The following is a 23,040-nucleotide window of genomic DNA, read 5'->3' as shown; positions in this document are numbered from 1 at the left end:
TCGTCAACACCCTGCTCCTCCAGAACATTCTGAGCGAGGAGAGGCGGAGGAACAGGCTCACCGACGCCGGCCGACCGGTCTTGCCCGGCTGTTCTGGACCAACGTGAACCCCTACGGGCGGTTCGAGCTGGACAGACGCCGAGGGCAGGCAGCCCCGGGGTGAAGTGCACCTGTTCAGTCGATGACGGCGGTGACTTCGATCTCGACCAGGTGCTCAGGGATATCCAGTGACCTCGACCAGGGCCTACTCGAACTGGCCTGCAGCCTCATATGCCTCCGCCGCCTACGCGTCTCATCCTGACGCATGGCTGTAGCCGTTCGCGGGAGGCAGGTCCTCGGGGCGCGCGAGGTGGCGCAGCGTCACGTCCTACTCATCCGGGTCCCAGGCCAGGAGCTGGTCGAAGAGACGCCGGTCGCCGTCGACCTTCAGGGAGTCCACCGGAGTACGGCTGTACAGGGCCAGGACCAGCTCACCGGCCGTGCCGCGGAGGGAGGCGTCGGACCCGTCCGGATCCTCGCCTGCAGCGGTGGCGGGCGTTGTGCCGGGTTCAGACAGGCGGGCGGTCCGTGCGCCGTCAGCGGAGAGCATGAGGCGCCAGGAGCGGCCCTCGGTGGCGTGGTGGTCGACGGCGGCGGGCTCGTGCGGCCAGGCGCTCGTCGTTGCGCAACAGGTGGACAGGAACTCCTCGACACCGTCGAGCGCCACCTCGTCCGGCAGCGGCTGCGGGGCGCCCGCGGTGATCTAGGGCCTGTCCTGCGGATCATGCCTGGGATGCGACACGCTCGCGTAGGTGGGCGACTGTCACCCGAGCTGCACCGAGGCGGTCTTGCGAGCCCTCGGGAATGAATCTCAGGATCTCGTGGCTGTCGATCAAGCCCGGGTGATCACAGCTGCCCGGCTCCGCTGTGCAGTTTTGAGGGAGTGTCAGCAATATGTCCGTTACACAGCCTGCCGCCGAGCGCGTGCGCGTCACTGCGGAACCCGACTGGTACGAGTCGGCCGGTATCTCGCTCGGCGTCCGGGTCGGGAACTTGGTCTTCACCTCAGGGCAGGCGCCGATCGATGCCCAGGGAGCCACGGTCGGCGCCGGGGACTTCGAGACGCAAGCCCGTCAGGCGCTCGCGAATCTGTCGACGGTCCTCACAAACGCGGGCTCCAGCCTCGCCGACGTAGTCAAGGCGACCGTGTTCGTTACGGACATAGCGCAGCAGGACATCTTTGCCAAGTTGCGCGCGGAACACTTCCCGGACAAGCCGCACCTCGCCGAGTCGTTCGTAGAGGTCTCCTCACTCGCCAATCCTGAGTGGATGATCGAGATTGAGGCCATCGGACTCGTGCGGTGATGCCGGGCACTCACAGGCTCTTCGGCGGGTTTAAGAGCCAAGCCACAGGCGAATTGCTGCGACGGTCACGGTGCCATGAAAGATGTAGACCCTCTTGTCGAACCTCGTAGCCACCGCCCGGAAGTTCTTCAACGCATTGATCGTCCGCTCAACTTCGTTCCTGCGCTTGTAGATCGTCTTGTCGAAGCCAGCGGGCCGGCCGCCCCTGCTGCCCCGGCGTTGGCGGTTGGCCCGCTGGTTCTTCGGCTCGGGGATGGTGTGCTTGATCTGGCGTCGCCGCAGGTAGCGACGGTTGCGGCGGGACGAGTACGCCTTATCGCCGCCGAGGTGGTCGGGCCGGGTGCGCGGACGCCCGCCGCACAGGCGACTGACGCGGATGCGTTCCATGACCGGGATGAGCTGCGGGGCGTCGCCCCACTGGCCCGGAGTGATCAGCAGCGCCAGAGGGCGGCGCCCGCCCTCACCGGCGAGATGAATCTTGCAGGTCAGGCCACCTCGGGAACGTCCGAGTCCCTCGTCAGGGCGATGCTGTCGGGGGCGTGCGCGTGCGCCTTTTCCCCGCACTCGCGGCGCTGTTCTGCGGGCCCCGGCGGCATGCTGGTGGGCCCGGCAGGAGGTGGAGTCCACACTCACCATCGACCAGTCGATCCGGCCCTCCGCGTCGGCGTCGGCCAGGATGGCCGCGAAGACCCTGTCCCATGTGCCGTCCGCCGACCAGCGTCTGTGCCGCTCGTACACGGTCTTCCAGGGACCGAAACGCGCGGGCAGATCCCGCCAGGGCGCCCCGGTGCGCTGCCGGTACAAGACCCCATTGATGATCCTGCGGTGGCTGACCCAACGGCCCCCGCGCCTCCCGGACTTCGGCAGGTGCGGCTCAGCCGGAACCACTCTGCGTTCGACAGATCTCCCCGCCCCATGACCATGCCAACGACCCGAGACCGCGACGGTCACAAGATCCGTCGGGCGGTGCCTAACCGCCCGCGCTGATGGCGAGTACTCTGCGTAGTTCATGGCGTCCTGAGATGCCCAACTTGCGGTATGCGGCGGACAGATGGAATTCTACGCACCGCACGGTGATGTCCAGTTGTACGGCGATCTGTCTGTTGCTCAGGTGCTGTGCGGCGAGTTCGGCGACGCGTCGCTGTTGGCGGGTCAATGGGCCCCAGGGTGCGTCCGAGCCGGATGGCGGGTTGATCCCTGCCAGCTCTTTGGCCGCGCGGACGGCCAGTGGTCCGGCGCCGCATCGCTGGGCCAGGGTCTCGGCCGTCACCAGGTGCTCGCGGGCCTCGTTCAATTGTCCTTGGCCGCGGCACGCCACGCCCAGGGCGTACTGCGCGTGTGCCAGCTCCAGACGTGCTGGCGACTCCCGTAGGACGGCCACCGCGTCGGTCAGCTGCTTGGTCGCCTCCGGGCCGGTGCTCGCCCGTCCCAGGGCTGCCCGTGCGGTTCCCGCTGCGCGGGGCGTTCCCCAGCGCAGTGCGGCGGCCAGCTCCTGCTCGGCCAGCTCGCGTGCCCGGCGGCGGTCACCGAGGGCGAGACAGGAAGACGCGGCCTGCGATCGCCATGGCAGCACGGCCGGGTTGTCCATGCCCCACTCCGTGAGGCTGTATCCACATTCGAGGAGGTCCCTCAGGGCGCCTTCGTGATCACCGAGAGCCATGTGGATGCGACCGCGTGCGAAGAGGACCCAGTTGTAGTGCACCTGGTCGGGAAGTTCTCCCAACAGGCCGCGCTGTGCCAGAAGTTCGTTGGCCTCCTCGGTGCCTCCCTGCTCGACGAGCGTCTCGGCCGTTCGTGCCAGGCACCATATGCTCTCGCGGGTCGGGTTCCCCGCGCTCCAGGCGTCGAGGAGGCTGTATGCCGTACGGAAGCGGTTCAGCGCGGTGTCAAGGTTCCCGGACATCCGCAAGGCGACGCCGCGCAGGAGCATCACGGCGGCCCGGTCGCAGTGGGACCCCTTGCCCACGGCGTTCGTCTCCAGCTGGCGCAGGGCCGCGTCGGCGTTCCCGAGTGCGTCGGCGTACAGCAGGGACAGCAGGGCGAGGTGGTACGGGCTCTGGGCCATTCCCGGGCGCGGGTCGCGCAGTGATTCCGTGGCGTGCCGTACGACGTTCGGGCGGTCCAGGCCACGCCAACTGTGGTGATGGGCGAGGTAGGCCAGCCGGGCCCGGCGCAGACGAGGGTCCTGCGGCGTATCGGCGAACAGGGTCACGGACCGGGCGGCGGCGCCGGAGACGGTGCCGAGCCGGCCGAGCGCTCCCTGGTAGGCCAGGCCGCCCAGGTGCCAGGCGGTGTCAGGGTCCGCCTCGGCCACCCATGCGGCGACCTGGTCCGCGACGGTGGTCGCTTCCTCGTCGGACTCGGCCGAGAGCAGCGCGGGCACCAGGATGAGCGCGGTGTGGGCTGCTTCGTCGGCGTCCGGTGCGTTCTCCAGGGCGGCCCGCAGCGTGGCGATTCCCGCGCAGTGGTCGAAGGCCAGTTCGGCGGTGCCGAGTTCGCGGAGCACGGCCGCGCGCTGAGCCGGTGTCGCGCGGGCTGTCAGGGCCCGGCGCAGCAGGGGCACGGCCCGCTCCGGCTGACCGCGTCCCATCGCCTGTCGGGCGGCGGATCGCAGCGTGGTCGCGGCCCAGCCGATCCGGACGACGTCGGCGCGCAGCAGATGCGCGGCCACCGTCTCGTCGGGCTCGCCCGCCTCGTGGAGCAGTTCGGCGGCGCGGGTGTGCCAGGCGATGCGCGCGCCCATGGGTACGGCGTCGAGGACGGCGGCACGCAGGACATGGTGCCGGAAGCGCAGCGGGGGCGTCTGGTCCATCAGCCCGAGCAGGATGAGGCGGTCGAGCCTGGCGGAGGCGTCATCGAGGTCGAGCCGGGCCAGGGCCGCCGCGCGGCCGAAGTCGGCGTCGTCGCCGAGGACCGCGATCGCCTGCGCCAGGGTCGTCGAGGCGGGATGGCGGCTGAGCCGGGCACCGAGCCACTCGTCGATGTCGGCCGGTGCGGGGGTGAGTCCGTCCCGGGTGGCGGCGTCGGGGGCCTGGGGGCCCGCGGTCCGGGAGAGGAAGGCGGCCGTGTCCGGTGAGGAGCGGCCCGGCGCGGGGATGCGGTGCGCCGTGGCCGTCAACTCCCGCAGGGACGCGTCCATGACGGCCGGTTCCGTCTCCTCATGTGCCAGCACGAGGACCACCGGCTTGCCGTGGACGCGCCGCATCGCGTGGGCCAGGTAGCGCAGTGACGCGGTGTCGCACAGGTCAGCGTCGTCGAGGGCCAGCAGTACGGGTTCGTGTGCCGCCAGACGTGCCAGCAACTGGTCGAACACGGGGAACATCTCGTCGGCCGGCCGTTCCTTCATGACCGTACGGGCCTGGGAGGCCGCCCAGGGGCCGCCGGGTGCCAGCAACTCGTCAAGCATCTGGTGCAGGACGCCGAAGGCGCGGTCCCGAATCGGTGGGCGGCCTCGCCCGGTCCCCACCCGGTATCCGATGTCGGCGGCGATGTCGATGGCCGCGTCGAACGGCCTCGTCCTGGCGACGCCCGGTTCTGTGCCGACGGTGATCACCGACGGCTCCGAGAGGAGCGCTCGCACCAGATGGCCGCGCAGTTCCTCGAATTCGCCCCGCAGTCCGAGGATTCCGGGTGCCGGCCTGCGGCCCACTGGTCCTCCTTCGGTTCTGCCTGTCACCCGCACCCGTTTGGCCGGGAACGCGTGGGGGTCCGCTGCCCGCCACTGGACCCCCACGCGCTCATGCGGCCGGCGCGGGCTGCGCGGCGCGCATCAACGCACGCACGTTTGCGGTGAGGGCAGCCCGGCGCCGGTTCTCGACCTCCAAAAAGGCCGAGAGCACCACCTCGGTGAAGCCGCCGGCTCGTGGCTTCACCGAGGTCAGATGGGCGACGGCACGCACGCGTGCCCCGGCCGGTACGGGGCTGTGGAACCGCAGCTTGTCGACTCCGGAGTTGAGCATCAGTTCCACGCCGTCGATCCGGACGATCTGGTTCAGCAGCGAGGGCAGCAGGGACACGGTCAGAAAGCCGTGGGCTATGGCCCCGCCGAACGGACCGGTGCGGGCTCGCTCGGCATCGACGTGAATCCACTGATGGTCGCCGGTGGCCTCGGCGAACTGGTCGATCCGCCGCTGGTCGATGCGACACCATGGGCTCTCGCCCAGCCGGTCACCGACGGCCAGCGCCAGGTCGGCGGGGGTGTTGAACACGCGCATCACGCAGGCTCCTTCACCGCTGCCGGGGCATTGCCGGGCCCGTCCTGGGAGGACGGCGCACCGATCGCGTGCGCCCCACCGTCGACGTGCAGCACTTCCCCCGTCACCGCGGGCAGCCAGCCCGACAGCAGCGCGCACACCACCCGGCCGACGGGTTCGGCGTCGCCGACATCCCAGCCGAGAGGCGCCAGCCGGGGCCACAGCTGCTCCGAAGCCGCGAAACCCTCGATGGACTTGGCGGCCATCGTCCTCAGCGGCCCGGCGGCCACCAGGTTCACCCGTACTCCCTGGGGGCCCAGCTCCCGGGCGAGGTAGCGGCAGCAGCTCTCCAGAGCGGCCTTGGCGACGCCCATCCAGTCGTAGCCCGGCCAGGCCCGGTCGGCGTCGAAGTCCAGTCCCACCAACGACCCGTGCTCGGACGCGGCCAGCAGCGGACCGAAGACCCGGCCGAAGGCGGCGAACGAGTAGGTGGACACATGGAACGCGGTGGCGACGTCCTCCCACGCGGCGGTGAGGAACCCTCCGCCGAGCGCGGAGGCTGGTGCGAAGGCGGCCGCGTGGACCACCCCGTCGAGCCGGCCCCAGCGCCGCCGGAGGTCCTCGGCGACCCGTTCGAGGTGCTCCGGCTTCGTCACATCCATCTCAAGGACGTCACAAGGGGCCGGCAGCCGCTCCGCCACCGCGCGCGTGATCCCCAGCCCGCGGCCGAACCCGGTGAGCACGACCTCGGCTCCCTGCTCCTGGGCGATCCGGGCGATGCGGTATGCGATCGAACTTTCCGTGAGCACCCCGGTGACGAGCAGTCTCTTGTTCTGCAACAACAACTGTCCATGCCTTCCTGTGCGAGAGGTGAACTGCCGCCGTTTCACACGGCGTTGAAGACGAGCACCGCGTTGAGCCCGCCGAAACCGAAGGAGTTGCTGATCGCGGTGCGTACGGGCATGGTGCGGGGCGCCTTCGTGACGATGTCCAACTGGACCTGTGGGTCGGGGCTGTCGAGGTTCGCCGTCGGCGGTACGACGTTGTGCCGGACCGACAGGACCGTGCAGACCGCCTCGATGGCACCCGCCGCGCCGAGGGTGTGACCGAGGGCGCCCTTGACCGAGGTCACCACGGGCCGGTCGCCGAAGATCCGCCGGATCACCTGGGCTTCGGCGGCGTCGTTGAGCGGTGTCGACGTGCCGTGCGCGTTGATGTGATCCACCTGCTGCGGCGGGATTCCGGCGTCGGCCAGCGCCATCCGCACCGCTTGTTCCACTCCGGCCCCGTCGGCCCGGGGCGCCGTGGGGTGGTAGGCGTCCGCGGATGCCCCGTAACCGCTGAGCAGGGCCAGTGGCTGGGCTCCGCGGGCGCGGGCGTCGGCGGCCCGTTCCAGCACCAGCATCCCCGCCCCCTCGGCGGCCACGAAGCCGTCGCGGCCGTCGTCGAACGGCCGGGACGCGGCGGCCGGGTCGTCGCCCCGCTTCGACAGCGCACCCAGCTGATGGAAGCCGGCGATGATCGTCGGACTGATCGCCGACTCGGTGCCGCCGGTCACAACCACGTCACACACGCCGGATCGCAGCAGGTCGCGAGCCGTTCCGATGGCGGTCGCGCCGGAGGCGCACGCGGTCACCGTGGTGATGTTCGGTCCGGTGGCCCCGCAGTCGATGGAGAGGAAGCCGCCCAGCGAACTCTGCCCCATCTGCGGGATCAGCACGGGGGACACCTTCCCCGCCCCTTCGGAGTCCAGCGTGCTGCGCGCCTCCTCGAACAGCTTGGTCCCGCCGAGCGCGTTGCCGACGACGATGCCCACCCGACTGCCGTCCCAGCTCTTCGGATCGAGGCCGGCGTCGGCGAGCGCCTCGCGGGCGGCCACCAGCCCCAGGTGCACGAAGCGGTCCTGCCGCCACGCGATCCGTCGGCCCAGCAGCTGGTCGGCGTCGAATCCCGGCACACGGCAGCTGAAGTCGACGGGAAGGCCCGCCAGTTCGGGATCAGCCGAAGCGGCGGTGGATTCGCCCCGCAGGATCAGTTCCCAGCTGGGCCACACTCCTACGCCCCCCGGCGTGACCAGGCCGACGCCGGTCACCGCGACGTCGCACCGCGTGTGTCGGTACGACATCAGACCTCCCCGCCCTTCTCCTCGATCACCCGGGCCAGGTCGGCGACGGTGTCCTCCGAGGACACGTCGTCCTCGGAGACCTGAACGCCGTACTCCTTCTCCGCGACTAGGCCGAACTCGACCATGGCCAGCGAGTCCAGATCGAGGCTCCGCAGCTTCGCCTCGGGGCGGATCTCCTCGGTGGGGATGCCGAATCGCTCCGAGAGCAGGGCGGTCATGTGGTCGAACAGGGCGCTCATGGGGACTCCTCAATCGTGTTGATCGTGCGGTGGTGAAAGGAAAGGTGTTGATGAGGACGGCTCATGACGGCCGGTCAGTAAACCGGCGCGCAGTCGGGCCACTGCAGTACGGTGGAACCCCAGGTCAGCCCGCCGCCGAAGGCGCTCAGCAGTACCCGGTGGCCCGGCCGGATGAAGCCGTCCGCCACCGCGTCGGCCAGTGCCAGCGGGACCGAGCCCGCAGCCGTGTTGCCGACCCGGTCGATATTGCGCACCAGCCGTCTCTCGTCCAGTTCGAGACGGGCCGCGACCGAGGCGAGGATCCGCGCGTTGGCCTGATGGGCCACGAAGCGGTCCACGTCCTCGATCCGCCAGCCGGATTGCTCCAGCACACGCTGGGAGGACTCGGCCATCCGGAGCACGGCCTGACGGAAGACCGCTTTGCCGTCCATCCGGAAGTAGTGGTCCGCTTCGGCCGTCGGTCCTTTGCTGGAGCGTTGGCGCGACCCTCCGGCCGCCACCGCGACCAGGTCGGCCAGATCACCGTCGCTGCCGAGGTCGAACGGTCCGATCGCGCCGGGTTCCTGCGGGGCACCTGCGCGCAGCACCACGGCGCCCGCCCCATCGCCGAAGATCGCGGTGGTGGTGCGGTCCTGGGGGTCGAGGATCGTGGTGAAGGCATCGGCTCCGATCACCAGGACCCGCCGGGCAATCCCGGAGCTGATCAGCCCGGTGCCCGCAGCCAGCGCGTAGACGAACCCGGTACAGACCGCCGCGACGTCGAAGGCCGCGATACCGGTCAGCCCCAGGCGGCTGGCCACCTCCGGAGCGGTCGCCGGGCATGGGCGGTCCGGTGTGGTAGTGGCCAGGACGAGCGCGTCGGCATCGGGTCGCCCGGACGACCGCAGCGCGCGTTGTCCTGCCCGGACAGCCAGCTCCGACGTGGACACGCCGGGATTCACCACATGGCGCCGGCTGATGCCGGTCCGGGTCCGGATCCATTCGTCGGAGGTGTCCAGACGCCGGGCCAGCTCCTCGTTGGTCACGGCTCGGGGCGGAACCCATGAGCCGATCCCGCATACGACGGCGGCGGGCGCCTTCATGAGGCGTGCTCGATCGCCGCCGGGTGCAGCCGGCCACCGAAGTAGAGCAACGGCCGGCCCATGCCGTCGGCTACCGCCGTGACACCGGCCAGGACCAGTTCGTGGTCGCCGGCCCGGATCCGCCGCCGCGCCCGGCACCACAGCCATCCCACCGCGCCGGCCAGCACAGGAGTGCCGTCCACGCCGGATTTCCAGGACACTTGGTCGAACTGGCGCGCTCCGGGCTGGCGACGCCGGTCGGCGAAGTGCCGTGCCAGCGCTGTCTGTTCACTGGAGAGAACATTGACGGCGAACCTGCCACGCGGGCCGATCAGGTCCAGCAGCACGCTCTCCCGCTTCAGGCACACCGAGACCAGGGGCGGAGCCTGGGAGACGAAGGTGAACGAGGTCACCGTCGCCCCGTGCGCGGACACCCCCTGGCCGGTGGTCACCACCGAGACCCCGGTGGCGAACTGCCGTACCACCTTCCACAAGCGGTCCGGATCAGGCGCGGACTCTGGTGCCGGGGCTGCCTGTAGAGGCCCGGCGGGCGAGGCCATCACCGGCCTTCCGCCACGACGCGCACGCCCTCACCCGGCGCCGCCAGGTCGGTCAGCGCCTCGCCGCCGACGACGACGGTGACCTCTCCGAAGAGAGCGGCCAGTACGGAGCAGATCGACCGCTTGATCACCCGCTCGGCGGGCGGGTCCATGATCCCGGCCAGGCTGTCGATGCCGAAGTCGTAGGTGGCCTCGAAGGTGATCTCGCAGCCCGCCTCGACCCCGTCGAGCTGCCAGGTGCCCTCGAGCCGCTCGAAGTCGCCGTCGATCTGATCGAACACCACCCGTCGCTGGACAGGGTCGATCACATCGCGCTCGGACCACTTCATGATCCCTCGCCGGAAGTTGACCTCCCACTCGCTGACCCGCGGCTGCCCGGGTTCCGGTGCGGGGTGGACGCGCACCGACCGCACGTCCTCGGCCAGAGTCGAGTACTCGGTGAAGTCGACGAGTCTTTCGAATGCCTTGTCCGGGTCGTCGGCGGGCACCGTGGTCCGCAGGTGAATGGTCCTCATCGGGTTCTCCTCGCTCTGGTCCGGTCGGGTCGTCAGGTGAGTACGGCGTGCGCGGCCTGCTCGAACGCCGACAGCAGCACGCTCACGTCGTGGTCGGTGAGCACGGCCGGCGGAGTCAGGCGCAGCACGCGGGAGGTGTTGAGGGAGTGGTTGGCGATCACACCGGCCGAGAGCAGCTCGATCAGCAGATCGGCGGCCAGGCCCGGCACGGTGAACTCGATGCCGATCAGCAGCCCCAGGCCGCGGACCTCGCGTACGCGGTCGCCCAGGACCGAGCGGGCGATGCGTGCCAGCTCCGGGCGGATCGTCTCCCCGAGGTTGCGGGCCCGCTCCACCAGGCCGTCGTCGCCGATGGCTTCGATCGAGGCGCGTGCGGCGGCGGCCGCCAGCGGGCTGCCGGAGAAGGTGGAGGTGTGGATGAAGGGGTCCCGGTCGAAGGCGGCGAACGCCTCCCGCGTGGCCACGGCCGCCGACACCGGTACGATCCCGCCGCTGAGGCCCTTGCCCACCAGCAGCACATCGGGGACGATGCCGTCGCGGTCCGCGCCCCACCAGGATCCGAGCCGGCCGAGGCCGGTCTGCACCTCGTCCAGGACGAGGAACGCGCCGTACTGGTCGCACAGCCGCCGGACGTCGCGCAGATATCCCTCGGGAGGGACGATCACACCGCCCTCGCCCTGCACCGGTTCGACGATGACGCACGCCACCCCCTCGTACCGGGCCAGCTCACTCTCCAGCCGCTCGGCATCGCCGAAGGGCACATGGGACACCTCGGGCAGCAGCGGCCGGAACGGAGCCTGGAACACCTCGCGCGCGGTCACGCTCAGCGCTCCGAACGTCTTGCCGTGGTAGCCGCGCTCCATGGAGATCAGGTGGTACTTGCCGTGCGTACGGGCCATCTTCAGTGCCGCCTCGACGGCCTCGGCACCGGAGCAGGCGAAGTGCACCTTCTCCAGGCCGGCGGGGGCCGCCGAGGCGAGCGCCTCGGCGGCCCGTCCGACCTCCGGCTCCAGCAGCATCCGGGTGGACACCGGGTTCGTGGTGAGCTGCCGTTGGACCTCGCCGACCACATGGGGGTGCCGGGCACCGGTGATCAGGACGCCGTAGCCGCCGCAGTTGAGCAGATCGCGGCCGCTGCTGGTGCGCACCCAGGCACCGCAGGAGGCGATCTCCACCTCACTGCCTGCCATTTCGGCCACCGCGGCCCGGCCCCTGCTGAGGTGGCTGCGCCACCGCTCGCCGGTCCGTACCGGATCCTCGGGCCACTCCGGCCAGGTGGTGATGGTCATCAGTGCTGCGCTCCTCTCGTTCGGGACCCGGTGCGTCAGCCGACCAGCAGCGGCTGGCCGGCGAAGTAGCCCAGCAGGCCCTCGGCGGTGCTGGTACGGGACGGCGGGTGGAAGGCGATGGCCTGCGCGGCGGCGGCCAGATAGGCGACGTCGCAGGAGGAGACGTAAGCCATACCACCCAGCAGCTCCACGGCCTGGCCGACGGAGCGGACTACCGCGTCCTGCACGGCATACCGGGTGACCAGAGCCCGCGCCAGCGTGTCGTTGGCCGTGTCACCGCTGTCCACCCGCAGGGCCAGACCCTCGGTGAGAGCGGCGGCGGATTCGATCCGCACCGCGAGGGCGGCACGGTCGGAGACGCTGCCGCGGGACCGTTCCAGTACCTGGTGCACCAGCCTGCTGGCGATCCCCGTGTAGGCGGCGCAGATGATCATCTGGAACCAGATGAGACCGACGCCGTGCAACTCCAGCAGTTTCTCGATGACTTCCGGCTGTGGGACGAGGACCTCCTCCGCACCGACGAAGACGTCGTTCAGCCGCACCTCATGGCTCTGGGCTCCGGCCAGGGCGAAGGTCGACCAGAAGGGGTGGACCGTCAGCCCGTCGACGTCGGCCGCAAGCAGCGCCAGACCCAGGTCCGTCGAGCCGTCTGGAGCGGGCAGGGCGACACTGGCCGTCAGCAGATCCATGGAGTCGGCCAGGCTGCACGGCTTTTTCACCCCGTTGATCACGAATCCGCCGTCGACGGGGCGGGCCTGCATCGTCGGGGCCAGGATGCCCTGGCCGACCCGGCCCTCGGCGAAGCCGGAAGCCACGAGCATCCGCTGGCCGGCGATGCGCCGCAGCGCCGCTTCCAACGCGGGTGTGCCGGCGACCTCGGCCATGCCGAACAGGGAACCGACCGAGAAGTGGTGCATCATCGTCGCCACGGTCAGAGACGGCGCTACGGCGCCCAGCGCCCGCACCGCCCGGACCGCCTCCAGCGCCGTGGCACCGGTGCCGCCGTACGAGACCGGCACGACCAGATTCGGTCCGCCGTGGACGCGGAACAGGCTGATGGCGCCGCTCTGTTCGGACTCCAGCTCGCTCAGCGATGTGACTGCCAGGCTCTTGCGCAGGCCCGGCATCAGTGTGTCGCAGGTGTGGTTGTCGGCTTCCATGAACTGCACGGCTGACTCCTCGCTCCGGCGACGGCCGGTACGGGTCGGGGCGGAGATGGGGTTCGTGGGGGAGGAGCGAAGAACGGCTCAGGTACGAGCGTCGTAGGCGTCGAAGACGGCGCTGCGAGGCCGTACGCCGTGGGCGATGGACACGCCCTGGAGATGGGAGGTGCGCAGCATGAGGTAGTTGGCCTCGCCGAAGACGCCTCCGGTCAGTCCGGTACCGCCGTGGCTGGGCAGATACGGCACGAAGCCGATGTGTGAGTCGTTGACCTTCAGCAGGCCGCCGTTGCCGACCCTGCGCACGAACTCGTCCACCACCGAAGAGCTGCTGGCCCACAGGGAGTTGCGCAGGCCATAGCGATTGGTGTTGACGTGGTCGATGATCCGCGCGAGCAGCGCGTCGTCGGCCTGCGGCTCCGGGACGACGACCGGGAGCAGGGGGAAGAACGTCTCCTCGCCCACCGCCTGGACGTCGCGGCAGCCGTCGAGGCCGTTCACTCGTATCACGGTGGGCTCCAGGAACGGGCCGGTGTCCGACACCGAACCGTCCACCTCCAGCCGACGCGCCCCATGGACGACCGTCGCCCCTCGCGCCACCGCGTCCCGTATGTACGCGAAGAAACGCTCGCTGCGCAGTACGGGCGACAGCAGCGCGCCCTCGTCCTCGGGATAGCCGGGGCGCAAGGCGGCCGCCGCGGCCCGCAACCGCTCGATCAGGGCGTCGGCGACCTCTGGGTGGACCACGACCTGATTGGGCAGCATGCAGATCTGCCCGGAGCCGTAGAAGCACTCGGTCAGCGCTTCGGCGGCCAGGTCCAGGTCGGCGTCCCGCCAGACGACCACGCAGTCGTTTCCGGCCAGCTCAAGGATGGGCTTCTTGCCCTTCGCCACGCACTCGGCCTCCAGCTCCAGGCCTCGTTCCACGCCGCCGGTGTAGAAGATGTCGTTCACCAGCGGGCTGTCCAGCCAGGACTGCAGCACCGGCGCGGGCCGTGCGCAGAAGACGTTCAGTACGCCCGGCGGAGCGCCTACTTCCGCCAGGGCCGGCACGACCAGTTCGCGCAGCACGTACATCACGCCCAGGGGGCCGCTCTGCGGTGCCCTGATGACCACGGCGTTGCCCGCGAGCAGGGCTGTGGTCGCGAACAGGGCGCTGGCCGCCGGGGCGTTCTGCGGAGGGTTCACACACACCACGCCGTCGGGCATACGACGCACCAGCAGGCGGCGCGGTCCGTGCCGGAACTCGCGGTGCAGCTGCTCCGCACACCAGCCGACGGTCTCCTCGCTGGCTCCTTCGAGCATGCCGGCGACCTGCCATTCGGCGAGGGCACGCGGGTTGCCCTCGGCGATCAGCACCTCGACCAGTTCCCCGCTGTGCCGCTTCAGCCGCTCGCGGAGGATCCCGGCCACCCGAACCCGCTCTTCCAGCGGGAACGCCGCCCATATCGGCGCCGCCGCGGCGGCGGCCCGCACAGCCGCCTCGACCGTCTCGGCGTCGGCGAGGGCGCAGCGCCCGACGACCTTGTCAGCCACGGTGCTCACATCCAGCCGGCCCTGTTCAAGCCCGCGCTTGAGTGTGAGGCTGGTGAATACGTCTTCCAATATGGACCGGCTGCTGACCGTGTACGCATACCGGTCGGAGTGGAATTCCTGGCCGTTGACATAGGACGGATAGGTTGGTACCGGCTGAGTCTTGTCGCATCGCAGCCGCTCGAATACACCGATGTTGTTCGAATCGGCCCGGTGCCTGCCGCTGCCCATCTCCAACCCCATTTTCCGTCCTGATTCTCAAATTCCGCACACGCCGGGTGGCGTTGTCACCCCAACAGGGCGCCGTCTGGCGGCGGTAGATACATGAATGCGTGAATTTATCTTCCGTTGACCCAGTCTTCAGATGCGAGGAGGGCCTTCATCTGTTCCAGAGCCCGTCGCCGAGTGGGCCCTATCGACCCGCGCGGAATGCCCAGCCGCGCGCTGATCTCCGTGTAGCTGGCGGGTGCTTCGGAGAACAGAAGGAGCAGCAGCGCGCGCTGGTCCGGTCCCAGCAGCTGTACCGCGGCCCGCACCGAAGCAGCCTCGGCCTGGGCCATCGCGCGCTCCTCCGGGGTCACCGAGGTGTCGACGATGTCGCGGAACTCGTGCCCGCCCCCCCATCGGAACCTGCCGGTCGGAGCGGGCGCGGTGACGCATCGCCTCACGCCGGGCGACCGTGACGACCCAGGCCCGCAACTTGCCGGCGTGCTGGATCGAGCGAATCCCCTCGATCATCTGGATCCAGGTCAACTGGCAGACGTCCTCGCAGTCGACCGGTTGCAACCGGAAAGAGCGGGCCACTGTCCGCACCGGAGGTGAGAAGCGACGGATGAGTTCGCCCCACGCGTGTTGGTCGTCCTGCCGACAGCGGGCGAGGAGTTCGCCGATATCCAGATGCTGGACGGCCTCGGGGGGGTTCGGGACGGCATGGGCCGCCGTCGGGGATCCGTCGGGATGGTATTCCGTCGCCATTCCTGCCACTGCTCCGCTCGGTCTTGCTTGCGGCGATCATCTTGGTGACGGGGGCGGCGGTGTCGCTACGGTCCGACGACCGTAAGAAGGAGGCGCTGCGATTCCTGCCGCAGTTCGGGATTCCGGCCTCCTGCACCGGGCACCACGATGTGTCCCGCCCCTCGGAGACGAGGATGGCGGGCCCTTCTTGGACAGAACTTGAATGGCACGAGCCTTGGATGGCCCCAGCGTCACGTGGGGAGCGTCGCTGCCTGCGCCGGTCCGGTCAGGTGTGTCTGCTGCCGCAGTGCCGCCGTGAATGCCTGACGCAATTCCGGGCCGGGGTCGGTGCCCAGTTCCGCGGCGAGTACACGCCGGGTCCTGTCGAAGACGCGCACGGCGTCGTTGAACCGGCCCGCTCGGCACAGCGCCGCCATCAGAGCCCGGCTGAGCCCTTCCCCGCGTCGGCTCCTGCGACGACGGCTCGTTCAGGTCGCGCACCACGGCATGCGGGTCGCGCCCCCAGGAGAGATCGCAGTCCGCGCGCATTTCGACGGCGCTCAGCCGCAGTTCCTCCAGCCGGAACGCCTCCCGCCGGGCGAAGCGGTACCCTCGCAGCTCCGTGTACGCCTCGCCCCGCCACCGCCCGAGGGCGGCCTCGAAGGCAGCGGACGCCTCTCGTGCGCGGCCCTGCTCCCGCCGTCGCGCGAGGTCGATGGTGTCCTGCACGGCCCACACATCGACCCGGAGCTGGCCGGCGGCGAGGCTGTACCTGCCGTCACGGGACCGCAGGACCGAGTTGCGCGTCCGAGGGCCCTTGCCGGGTTCCAGCGCTCGGCGCAGGTGGGAGACATAGCTGTGGAGCGTGCCGAGCGCTGACCGCGGCGGAGTGTCCTGCCACACGTCGTCGATGAGGCTGTCGGTGCTGAGCGGGCGGCCGTCCGCGACGATCAACGCGGCGAGGACGGCGCGCTGCCGCAACGAGCCGAGGTCCAGTGCTCGACCATCGCGCAGCGCGGAGAGCGGGCCGAGCACGCTGATACTCAGCGCAGGTGCGTTCGATGGTGTGGCCGGGGACATCAGCGGCTTCTCCGGTACTCGCAGGTCTTGGCAAGGATGTGCGGACCCGGGGCGGCCTCCACCTGGAGCGGTACCGGCTGACCCGAGCCGCCTCCAACGGTCCCCCGACGGCGGCCGGCGAACATCGGCCATGTCGCTGAGAAGCGTCGCGCGCGGCCCGCTACCGGCTGCAGAGCCGGTGGCAGGATCCCCTGCGCCGGATGTGTCCCTGAAGAAGCGGAGGATATGTCCCTGAAGAAGGAGGATATGTCCCTGGAGAGGTGGGGGATGTGTCTTTGAGGAAGCGGAGACGGTGTCAGCGTGCGTCTTGCTGCGCCATGCGGATGGCGACTTCGACGCGGGAGGTCAGGTCCAGTTTGGCCAGGATGCTGGAGACGTGGATCTGTACGGTCCTGCGGGAGATGAACAGACGCTCGGCGACGTTCGGGTTGAACAGGCCTTCGGCGACCAGACCGGCCACCTTGAGCGCGGTGTTGGTCAGGCTCTGCCAGCCGTGAATGGGGCGGCCGCGTGTGCCCCGTGCCCCGCACCGGACCCCCAACTCGCGCAGGCCGGCATCCACGCGGGCGACGTTCCAGGCCGCGTTCAGCGCTTGACAGCCGGCGGCGGCCGGCTCCAGCTCGTGGCGGGCCTCGTCCCGGTGACCGCGCCGGGTCAGCAGCACGCCGGTGTCCTCGTGGCACCGTGCCGCCTGCCAGGGGCGGCGGAGCTGGTCGCATGTGTCGGCCGCGGCCAGCAGTGTGTCCGTACGACCGTCGAGGAGTCCTTGGCAGTGCAGCAGGCCGGGGTGAGCACACCGGCTTCGGCCTGCTCGGCCTGTGCCGGTGGAAGGTGGCTTCGAAAGCCACGGGCACCGCCTGGGAGAGGGAGGGGGAGGTTCTGGGTGTGACCTGCTCGGATGCGTCGACCGTGGAAGGTGCGTCGGTTCCGGGTCTGGCGTGATCGGCTCGCGCACGCGGTCCGCACGCTGCCACCATCTGCTCACCGGCCGGGCGAAGTCCCGCCGGGCCCGCGGCTATTCGAACCCCAGCACACGTACCTGGAGATACCGTCATGCCCATGCACCCGTCCACCGGCGCCGCCGGCGCCCGGCCGGCCGCCCCGGCCGCGTCCCGGCGTCTGGGAGCCGGTGAGGCCTGCGTCCTCATCACCTCCATCGCCGCGGTGACCGTGCTCGCCATCCTCCAGCGCCCGATTCCCGCTGTGCTGACGGCGCTTGTCGCGGCGGTCTGTCTCCTGCTGCTGCCCGGGCGTGCGAGCCGCCTGCTCGCCGCCCTCGCCTCCGGGATCCGGGAATGAGCCGCCCCGGCAGGCCGGGTCGTATCGGCAGGCGGGCGGCCGAACCCGTGAAACTGACCGAGCTGCGCGGCTGGATGCGCAACGCCAAGGGCAGACGGACCTTCGACAGCTTCGCCCGCCGGGCGAAGCTGGCCGGTATGCCCATCTCCGAGTGCACCCTGCGCCGGGCCCTGACCCCGAACGGCCGACTGCCCACGCGGCACACCGTCCTCGCCTTTGCCCGAGGCGCCGACGCCGACGGCCGCACGGCCGCTGAGGTGTGGGAGGCGGCTGCGGGCGCCGTCCGCCCGCAGCCGGTCCTGGCGGCCGGAGACCGGTACGTGCCGCGCCGCTTCACCACCCCGACCGGAATGGGCAGGGCCATGGCCCTCATGGTCGCCGCCGCCGGCGGTCCCACCCCGGGCGCGATAGTCGCCGCGGGCGGGGGCCGGTTCTCCCGCAGGGCCCTCGACAAGGCTGTTGATCGACTTCGCCGCGGCCATCGGTGCCGGCGAGAAGGCCACCCGGGCCCTGCTGGACGGCCGCTCGCGGATCCTGGCCGGGCCGCCTGGACCGCTGCACTCCTACCCGTGCGCGGCGTTCGACTGGGCCGAGGAGCAGCGCCAGCGGAAGGAAGCTGCCCTGGCGGCGCGTCAAACCCGAACTCGACTGGTACGACCAGCAGCTGCGCAACGAGGAAGAGGCCGAGCACCGGCGCAAGGTCGCCTGGATCAACTCGCTCACCCAAGCCGAGCTCGACGAACTGGAGCGGCAGACGAGGCTGGCGGCCAGCGCCCAGGACGACCTGCGCGCCGAGCTGGCCGCGTACCTTTAGCGCGCCCGCTCCGCCGACGAGGTCGGCCGCTGACCCAGCCGTCTTCCTCCTGGGCACTACCGCTGCCGGCGGTCACGCCACCAGGCGAGCCGGTGAGCGGACTCCTGGGGGAAGACCGACTGCAGCGCGATGACGACCAGGCCCAGCACGAGGCAGCCGAAGGCCGCGATGGCCAGCCACCACGGTGCACCGGTCACCGCTACCGCTGTGCTGGTGACACCGGTGGCCAGAAACGAGATCAGCGGTCGGTTCATTGCGAGGTCTCCCCCATTGAGACGGGCGCACCGATTGGCGGTGCGCAAATGCCGTGCCCGGATTGTGCGTCGAGCGTGCATCCAACTCACAGGAGCGAGGGGTCTTCTGTGTATCGGTGGGTGTCACATACGGAATCCATACTGATCAAAGGCGCGGTGCCAGGCCTGCTCCATCGCCCGCTCCAGGATCAGGGAGCTTCCGCTGTGAGCCGCAGCGGCGAGCCACCGGACGAAGTCGGGCGGGGTACCTGCGGCGAGTTCGGCGGCCACCGATCCGCCGGGCCATGCCCAGGTGGCCCAAGCCACACGGACCTTCGGCCTCGCGTGCCGGGGGTAGGTGCGGGTGAGGCGGTGGAACGCGCGGGCGCTGCCCCGCGCCTCCTTCAGCTTGTGCAGGTCGAACTCGCTTGCCCCCTCGTCTGCGGCCCAGGCGATGAAGTCGTCCATGGCCTTCAGCGTCATGGCGCGGGCTTCGGCCACGGCCCGGTGCTGTTGCTCGGCGGTGATGAGGCCGAAGCGGCGGGCCCGGTCTGCAGGGAGGTCCAGAACGGTCCGCACCCCGAGTTCCTCAGCGAAGGTGTGACTCCAGTCGATGAGGACGGCCTCGATGAAGCCGGTGACCTTGTCGGGGCGCAGCCCGGCAGCCGCGGCGGCCACGGATTCGAAGCCGGGCACGGGGGCCAGCCCGGGCGTGCCCTGCTGGCGCTGGAGCGGCCAGAAGGCCTGCCGGTTCCGGTAGGGAAAGGCCAGCATGCGGCCTTCTGCGACCCACGAGGCACACAGCCGGGGAACACGGCCGGAGGCGCTCTGAGGGGCGTGAGCAGACCAGGCAGCCGGTGTGCGCAGCAGCCAGAGGGGAGCTCCTGAGTCTTCCATCACGGCGGCGTCAGGGTCGCCTTCTGCACGGTCGACCAGCCAGTCCTCAAGGTACTCAAGGTTGACTCGGCGCTCGGCGCGCCAGACTGCTGTTCCGCCCCGGCCGGTCCAGTCGTAACTCGTGATTCCGTGCCGCCGTCGGAACGACCTGCTTTCCCAGTCCCTCTGGAGCGACTTCCGCTGCAGCCGGTGCCAGGCGTCGCCCTGCTCATACAGGGCCTGTTCGGCGGCCTCGGCGCGAGGGCCGGTGAGGTAGCGGCGGGCTGCGACGGTGGCTATCCGAAACCGCATGGCCGCATGCCATGCCTCGTCCTGGTCCAGGACCTCCGCGACGCGCAGGAGGTGCTGTTCGTCGGGCTTCGACAGGATGTTGGTCCGTCGGTAGCCGGCTCGTACGGCGTCCGCTTTCTCCAGCAGGGCCTTCTCCGGTCCGGTGCTGGTCGCGGCCACCACCAGCCGCCACAGGCCGAGTGCGGCGCCATGGCGCAGGAGCGGGAGCAGGCCCGTGAGGAAGGTGTCGGTGAAGGGTTCGGCCTGGGCGATGGCTGTTGTCACCGCATCCGTGAGCAATCGGCCCTGGTAGTCCCGGTGGGCGCGCGAGTGCTGGCCGGGCAGTTGCAGGGAGACGGCGCGGGCCCGCTGCAGCAGGCTGGCAGGTGCCCGGACCCGCAGAGGGACGTCGTGTCTGGGGTCGCCTCGCCAGCCCGGCGGCCGCGGGTAACGCAGCACGGTGGAGATGTGGGTGATCCGGTCCTCAGGCTGCCTCTGTTCCTGCGCGGCAACGTGCTCGGTGAGCAGTTCGCGGATCGTCGCGTCCCGCGACGTCCCGTGCCGGGCCATGACCCGCGTCAAGGCCTCAAGGGCGCTGGGTGCGATACGCACGTTGGTCTCTGCGTTGCCGGACATCTCCCCCACTCCTGTGCGCTCCTGCCGATGTGCAGTACCCGGCGGTCGTCCAGCGGTCCGCGGTTTTCCCCTCCGGTGGGCCGGGCCAGTCGGAGTGCGGTCAGCGGGCCCCGGCACGCGCGGCGTAGTGCTCCTGCAGCCGGTTGAGCATGGTGTGGCAGTACTCGGCCAGCGGCCGGTGCTGGTCCTCGTCGATGACGAGGGCGACGGTGTGGACGCCGTCGGCTCCCGGTATGGCCACGCGGCTGGGAAGCGCGCAGGTTGGGCCAGTAGCGGCCGTGTGCGAACCCGGAGGCCGCCGCCAGGCGGCGCCCACGTTGACCGCGGTCAGGCCGGCGGTGGGCGCGGCAGCAAGCACGATCTGGTGGGTCCTGGGTCGGGTGAGCGGGGGCAGGCCGAGACGGTCGGCGATGCCCCGTATCTCGGCGCGGCGCTGCGCGCCGCTCATACCGTCGCCGGAGGGCTGGTGGCCGGTGTCCGTCTCGTGCTGCTGGCGGTTGCGCATGTCCTCGTCCCACAGTGACAGCGCGCGGCGTCGGCGTTCGGCCCGGCCGGGACCGTCGAGGAGCCACAGGGCGGTGGCGAAGTTCTCCAGGGCGCCGCGCAGCAGCGTCCAGGGGCTGGTCGGGTCGACCTCCCCGGCCGCCGTCAGGCGGCGCAGGGCGTCGGTGTGGGCCAGGCCGGCGGTGTAAGAGCTGCGGATCAGGTGCGCGCCGGCGTACGGGCCCAGCGGGGCGTCGTCGGTGGCCAAGCTGCTGGCCGGTGCGGGTGCGGGCAGCTGCCGGTAGGCGCCATCACCGCGGGCCTGCTCGATCGCGTGGAACAGCGGCAGAAGATAGGCGCCCTGGAAGGCCTGCGTGCTCATGCCCAGCAACGGTAGAACGCAAGAACCGCGAGGTAGCCGTTTTGACGCCCCCGGTCCGGCGCGCCGGTGAGAGCCGGGCTGGTGTCAGCCGCTCATCCGGGTGGGCGAGGCGCGCTTTCTGGCCAGTACTCGCAGGTAGCGGTACGGGAGGCCAGCTGGTGGGGGCATGATCGCGCTTGTGTTACACGACGACATACCCGCTTGCGTGCGGTGGGAGATCTGATGCACGAACGGTTCAGCGACGTGTGGATCTGCAAAGACCTCGGCCGAGCGAGCACCCGTGCGGACCCCGCCGAGCTGGGCCGGGCCGCCCTGGCCGCCTACCTCGCCGGCCGGGACAGCCGGGGCGAAACGTTCCGCGTCGACGTCCGCACCGACCACGGCAACCACATCGTCATCACGGCCGACCAACTCACCGACCCCGGCTGGGAAGCAGACTCGGCCGTCCGCCAGGCACTGCCCGCCTACCTCCGCAACGCCCTCGCCTGACGTCGGGCCCACGACGACCACATCGCCCGTCCTGCCCCGGCCGCTCACCCCGGCTCGAACCATCCCTGCCCGCCCTCAGAGGCGCCCACGCCGAGGCGCGGACTCCGGGGTGACGGGGCTGGCCGCCGAAGGCCACGGCTCTGGGCGACGGAAGGCATCACTCGTCGTCCATGATCGACCGGAGTTGTTCGGTGAATGCCTCGTCCTCTGCGGCGCCCGGGGTGCGCGTGTAGGTGCACACCAGGCACTGTCCGTACCCGACCCGGCCGAAGACAGGGTCAAGGCCCTCCACGCAGAATGTCTCGTGCCCGCAGACGGGGCAGGTGTCAAGGTCGTGTCCATCCGGGTTGTGCTTCGGGTGGTAGGCGTTGGGGTTGGCCACGTTCTCGGCGCGCCGGGTGGCTTCTTCCTCACCGATCCGTTCGAGGTACTCGGCAGCTCGTTCCTGGGAGGCCGCGTCCTCTGCCTGCGCGATCTGCTGGATCCGGTCCTGCTGCTCCTCTCCCATCACTCCAAGGCTCCTGTGGCCGTCGAGGGCCAGCAGGGCCTCGATGTGGCGATGCTGCAGAGCTCCGGCGCCGCGGCCGTGACGGGCCGCCTGACTGGCCTCGATCCCGTTCTGGAGCGTGCGCACATCGATCCGGGTGTGCGACGACAGACGAGGCACCTGGAACAGCGCGTCCGTATCGCCCTGGGGGATGTCCGGCATCGGATGCTTGTCGGAAACGAGGACGATGCCGTCAGTGGCAGGGACGTGTTCCTCGATCACCTTGAGCAGCGCGCTGGCCGACAGGACCCGTCCCTTGCGGTCCGCCTCTTTCCCCGGCCACTCGGAAGCGACGATCGCAGCCAGCCCGTTGGACAGCGCCTGATCGAAGACGCCCTCCCGGCCGGCCATCGACGGAGCGAAGGGGTCATCGCCTGCCGGGGCGGGAGCGGCGAAAGGATCCGTTTGTTCTTCCGGGCCAGCGGCTACCGCACGCTCTCGCCGTGTCTCGCGCAACTCCGCGGCCAGCACGACGGCGCACCGGGCGAATTCTTCAGCTCGCTGATCCTTCATGGAGAGCATGGTGCCGTGCGCCACCCGACTCAGGTAGGCCACTTCGTGGTCGGAGCAGTGCCGTTCTTGGCGCCGAGCATCAGGTCGCCTCGGGCCGCGAGCGCTGGGATGGCTCCTGTCACCAAGGGCGTTGAGCCCTGGGGACTCGCCGCGCTACCCTCGTCCCGGCGACCGTGATCGCCCGACTCCCGTCTGCGGGCCCCCACGTGGCTCACGGCCTGGTGGACAAGGTTCTACGAATCTCACGGTGAACACCTTCTGCCTGCACGTGATGCGTACCAGGCGTGGGACGTGGGGCTGCGCCGGAGACGAGACCATCATGACGCGTAATCGTGCACGCAAGCAGGCCATCCGTGCTGCGGCGGGCGAGGGCGGATACGCCCGTACGGCCCGCATGCACGCGGAAGGCTCCCGGGCCATCCTC

The 23,040-nt window shown here is 70.4% G+C and carries 22 protein-coding genes and 4 pseudogenes; 4 read left to right on the top strand and 22 right to left on the bottom strand.

Annotation, left to right across the window (positions count from 1 at the left end):
- Nucleotides 1–367: 367 nt before the first annotated feature.
- Nucleotides 368–742, bottom strand: a pseudogene (locus tag AVL59_RS23380) (hypothetical protein); the annotation flags it as partial.
- 191 nt (nt 743–933) lie between these two features.
- On the opposite strand from AVL59_RS23380, the gene AVL59_RS23375 reads away from it, so the two are divergent.
- On the top strand, nt 934–1,344 hold the full coding sequence (locus AVL59_RS23375) for a RidA family protein (protein WP_067307678.1): 411 nt from the start codon (nt 934–936) through the stop codon (nt 1,342–1,344).
- Nucleotides 1,345–1,374: 30 nt separating this feature from the next.
- Here AVL59_RS23375 and AVL59_RS23370 read toward each other — a convergent pair.
- The 17 genes and pseudogenes from AVL59_RS23370 to AVL59_RS53650 all read right to left on the bottom strand — a co-directional run bounded on the left by AVL59_RS23370 (nt 1,375) and on the right by AVL59_RS53650 (nt 16,717).
- Nucleotides 1,375–2,261, bottom strand: a protein-coding gene (locus AVL59_RS23370) for an IS5 family transposase (RefSeq protein ID WP_107407424.1) whose coding sequence is annotated in 2 segments (ribosomal slippage) — nt 1,375–2,225 and nt 2,225–2,261 — 888 coding nt in all. Because the reading frame shifts where the segments join, the coding sequence is not laid out codon by codon here.
- Between the two features lie 53 nt (nt 2,262–2,314).
- Entirely contained in the window at nt 2,315–4,993 is a 2,679-nt protein-coding gene (locus AVL59_RS23365) for a LuxR C-terminal-related transcriptional regulator (protein WP_067307194.1), read from the bottom strand.
- 88 nt (nt 4,994–5,081) lie between these two features.
- Nucleotides 5,082–5,558: a MaoC family dehydratase gene (locus AVL59_RS23360; protein WP_067307197.1), complete on the bottom strand. Its 477-nt coding sequence runs from the start codon at nt 5,556–5,558 to the stop codon at nt 5,082–5,084.
- Nucleotides 5,558–6,379 (bottom strand): enoyl-ACP reductase FabI, encoded by an 822-nt coding sequence (gene fabI / locus AVL59_RS23355; RefSeq protein ID WP_237281608.1) that lies wholly within the window; start codon nt 6,377–6,379, stop codon nt 5,558–5,560. The genes AVL59_RS23360 and fabI overlap by 1 nt, the downstream gene beginning before the upstream one ends.
- Nucleotides 6,380–6,423: 44 nt before the next feature.
- The gene (locus tag AVL59_RS23350; RefSeq protein ID WP_208870426.1) at nt 6,424–7,662 is read right to left on the bottom strand and encodes a beta-ketoacyl-[acyl-carrier-protein] synthase family protein; all 1,239 of its coding nucleotides are present in this window, start codon (nt 7,660–7,662) and stop codon (nt 6,424–6,426) included.
- A complete protein-coding gene (locus AVL59_RS23345) occupies nt 7,662–7,901 on the bottom strand; it encodes an acyl carrier protein (protein WP_067307203.1) in 240 nt (79 codons plus the stop codon). The genes AVL59_RS23350 and AVL59_RS23345 overlap by 1 nt, the downstream gene beginning before the upstream one ends.
- Before the next feature lie 74 nt (nt 7,902–7,975).
- Nucleotides 7,976–8,983 carry a beta-ketoacyl-ACP synthase III gene (locus AVL59_RS23340; RefSeq protein WP_067307205.1) on the bottom strand — a complete coding sequence of 336 codons (1,008 nt, stop codon included), beginning with the start codon at nt 8,981–8,983 and terminating at the stop codon, nt 7,976–7,978.
- Nucleotides 8,980–9,447, bottom strand: a complete 468-nt coding sequence (locus AVL59_RS23335; RefSeq protein WP_237281901.1) for a flavin reductase family protein — start codon at nt 9,445–9,447, stop codon at nt 8,980–8,982. The genes AVL59_RS23340 and AVL59_RS23335 overlap by 4 nt, the downstream gene beginning before the upstream one ends.
- Nucleotides 9,448–9,521: 74 nt before the next feature.
- Complete coding sequence (locus AVL59_RS23330; protein WP_067307211.1) at nt 9,522–10,037, bottom strand: type II toxin-antitoxin system RatA family toxin; 516 nt, start codon at nt 10,035–10,037, stop codon at nt 9,522–9,524.
- Nucleotides 10,038–10,069: 32 nt separating this feature from the next.
- Nucleotides 10,070–11,326, bottom strand: a complete 1,257-nt coding sequence (locus tag AVL59_RS23325) for an aspartate aminotransferase family protein (protein ID WP_067307213.1) — start codon at nt 11,324–11,326, stop codon at nt 10,070–10,072.
- Between the two features lie 35 nt (nt 11,327–11,361).
- Nucleotides 11,362–12,486, bottom strand: a complete 1,125-nt coding sequence (locus AVL59_RS23320) for an acyl-CoA dehydrogenase family protein (RefSeq protein ID WP_237281902.1) — start codon at nt 12,484–12,486, stop codon at nt 11,362–11,364.
- 87 nt (nt 12,487–12,573) lie between these two features.
- Nucleotides 12,574–14,262 carry an aldehyde dehydrogenase family protein gene (locus tag AVL59_RS23315; protein WP_237281609.1) on the bottom strand — a complete coding sequence of 563 codons (1,689 nt, stop codon included), beginning with the start codon at nt 14,260–14,262 and terminating at the stop codon, nt 12,574–12,576.
- A gap of 95 nt (nt 14,263–14,357) precedes the next feature.
- Nucleotides 14,358–14,687, bottom strand: coding sequence for an RNA polymerase sigma factor (locus tag AVL59_RS51600; RefSeq protein WP_067307673.1), 330 nt, complete (start codon nt 14,685–14,687; stop codon nt 14,358–14,360).
- 25 nt (nt 14,688–14,712) lie between these two features.
- Nucleotides 14,713–14,994: pseudogene (locus AVL59_RS56565) on the bottom strand (RNA polymerase sigma factor); the annotation flags it as partial.
- A 230-nt stretch (nt 14,995–15,224) separates the two neighbouring features.
- Nucleotides 15,225–15,419 (bottom strand): annotated as a pseudogene (locus AVL59_RS55460) (AfsR/SARP family transcriptional regulator); the annotation flags it as partial.
- A 25-nt stretch (nt 15,420–15,444) separates the two neighbouring features.
- Nucleotides 15,445–16,053: pseudogene (locus AVL59_RS56560) on the bottom strand (AfsR/SARP family transcriptional regulator); the annotation flags it as partial.
- 295 nt (nt 16,054–16,348) lie between these two features.
- Nucleotides 16,349–16,717 (bottom strand): helix-turn-helix domain-containing protein, encoded by a 369-nt coding sequence (locus AVL59_RS53650; RefSeq protein WP_067307665.1) that lies wholly within the window; start codon nt 16,715–16,717, stop codon nt 16,349–16,351.
- A gap of 395 nt (nt 16,718–17,112) precedes the next feature.
- Here AVL59_RS53650 and AVL59_RS23295 point away from each other — a divergent pair, with 395 nt between their 5' ends.
- Both AVL59_RS23295 and AVL59_RS23290 read left to right on the top strand, forming a co-directional pair.
- Nucleotides 17,113–17,352, top strand: a complete 240-nt coding sequence (locus AVL59_RS23295) for a hypothetical protein (RefSeq protein ID WP_159400028.1) — start codon at nt 17,113–17,115, stop codon at nt 17,350–17,352.
- Nucleotides 17,353–17,836: 484 nt separating this feature from the next.
- Nucleotides 17,837–18,166 carry a hypothetical protein gene (locus tag AVL59_RS23290; protein WP_067307659.1) on the top strand — a complete coding sequence of 110 codons (330 nt, stop codon included), beginning with the start codon at nt 17,837–17,839 and terminating at the stop codon, nt 18,164–18,166.
- Nucleotides 18,167–18,222: 56 nt separating this feature from the next.
- Here the strand turns inward: AVL59_RS23290 and AVL59_RS23285 are convergent, their stop codons facing one another.
- The 3 genes from AVL59_RS23285 to AVL59_RS50760 all read right to left on the bottom strand — a co-directional run bounded on the left by AVL59_RS23285 (nt 18,223) and on the right by AVL59_RS50760 (nt 21,067).
- Nucleotides 18,223–18,420, bottom strand: coding sequence for a hypothetical protein (locus tag AVL59_RS23285; protein WP_067307657.1), 198 nt, complete (start codon nt 18,418–18,420; stop codon nt 18,223–18,225).
- A gap of 123 nt (nt 18,421–18,543) precedes the next feature.
- A complete protein-coding gene (locus AVL59_RS23280; RefSeq protein ID WP_067307655.1) occupies nt 18,544–20,202 on the bottom strand; it encodes a hypothetical protein in 1,659 nt (552 codons plus the stop codon).
- A 100-nt stretch (nt 20,203–20,302) separates the two neighbouring features.
- Complete coding sequence (locus tag AVL59_RS50760) at nt 20,303–21,067, bottom strand: hypothetical protein (protein ID WP_067307652.1); 765 nt, start codon at nt 21,065–21,067, stop codon at nt 20,303–20,305.
- Nucleotides 21,068–21,289: 222 nt separating this feature from the next.
- Here AVL59_RS50760 and AVL59_RS23270 point away from each other — a divergent pair, with 222 nt between their 5' ends.
- Nucleotides 21,290–21,556, top strand: coding sequence for a hypothetical protein (locus tag AVL59_RS23270; protein WP_067307650.1), 267 nt, complete (start codon nt 21,290–21,292; stop codon nt 21,554–21,556).
- 157 nt (nt 21,557–21,713) lie between these two features.
- Here the strand turns inward: AVL59_RS23270 and AVL59_RS23265 are convergent, their stop codons facing one another.
- Nucleotides 21,714–22,640 carry a hypothetical protein gene (locus tag AVL59_RS23265; RefSeq protein ID WP_237281630.1) on the bottom strand — a complete coding sequence of 309 codons (927 nt, stop codon included), beginning with the start codon at nt 22,638–22,640 and terminating at the stop codon, nt 21,714–21,716.
- Nucleotides 22,641–23,040 lie beyond the last annotated feature (400 nt).

The sequence above is a fragment of the Streptomyces griseochromogenes genome, from assembly GCF_001542625.1.
In the GTDB taxonomy this organism is placed as follows: Bacteria; Actinomycetota; Actinomycetes; order Streptomycetales; family Streptomycetaceae; genus Streptomyces; species Streptomyces griseochromogenes.
This window is presented reverse-complemented; position numbering and strand designations above follow the sequence as displayed.

Excerpts from the sequence above, each read along its gene's own strand:
- AVL59_RS23285 (WP_067307657.1), bottom strand. The coding sequence starts at position 18,420 with ATGAACCGACCGCTGATCTCGTTTCTGGCCACCGGTGTCACCAGCACA.
- AVL59_RS23280 (WP_067307655.1), bottom strand. The coding sequence starts at position 20,202 with ATGTCCGGCAACGCAGAGACCAACGTGCGTATCGCACCCAGCGCCCTT.
- AVL59_RS23325 (WP_067307213.1), bottom strand. The coding sequence starts at position 11,326 with ATGACCATCACCACCTGGCCGGAGTGGCCCGAGGATCCGGTACGGACC.
- AVL59_RS23315 (WP_237281609.1), bottom strand. The coding sequence starts at position 14,262 with ATGGGGTTGGAGATGGGCAGCGGCAGGCACCGGGCCGATTCGAACAAC.
- AVL59_RS23350 (WP_208870426.1), bottom strand. The coding sequence starts at position 7,662 with ATGTCGTACCGACACACGCGGTGCGACGTCGCGGTGACCGGCGTCGGC.
- AVL59_RS23270 (WP_067307650.1), top strand. The coding sequence starts at position 21,290 with ATGCACGAACGGTTCAGCGACGTGTGGATCTGCAAAGACCTCGGCCGA.
- AVL59_RS23345 (WP_067307203.1), bottom strand. The coding sequence starts at position 7,901 with ATGAGCGCCCTGTTCGACCACATGACCGCCCTGCTCTCGGAGCGATTC.
- AVL59_RS23295 (WP_159400028.1), top strand. The coding sequence starts at position 17,113 with ATGCACCCGTCCACCGGCGCCGCCGGCGCCCGGCCGGCCGCCCCGGCC.
- AVL59_RS23375 (WP_067307678.1), top strand. The coding sequence starts at position 934 with ATGTCCGTTACACAGCCTGCCGCCGAGCGCGTGCGCGTCACTGCGGAA.
- AVL59_RS50760 (WP_067307652.1), bottom strand. The coding sequence starts at position 21,067 with ATGAGCACGCAGGCCTTCCAGGGCGCCTATCTTCTGCCGCTGTTCCAC.
- AVL59_RS23340 (WP_067307205.1), bottom strand. The coding sequence starts at position 8,983 with ATGAAGGCGCCCGCCGCCGTCGTATGCGGGATCGGCTCATGGGTTCCG.
- AVL59_RS23330 (WP_067307211.1), bottom strand. The coding sequence starts at position 10,037 with ATGAGGACCATTCACCTGCGGACCACGGTGCCCGCCGACGACCCGGAC.
- AVL59_RS23360 (WP_067307197.1), bottom strand. The coding sequence starts at position 5,558 with ATGCGCGTGTTCAACACCCCCGCCGACCTGGCGCTGGCCGTCGGTGAC.
- AVL59_RS23320 (WP_237281902.1), bottom strand. The coding sequence starts at position 12,486 with ATGGAAGCCGACAACCACACCTGCGACACACTGATGCCGGGCCTGCGC.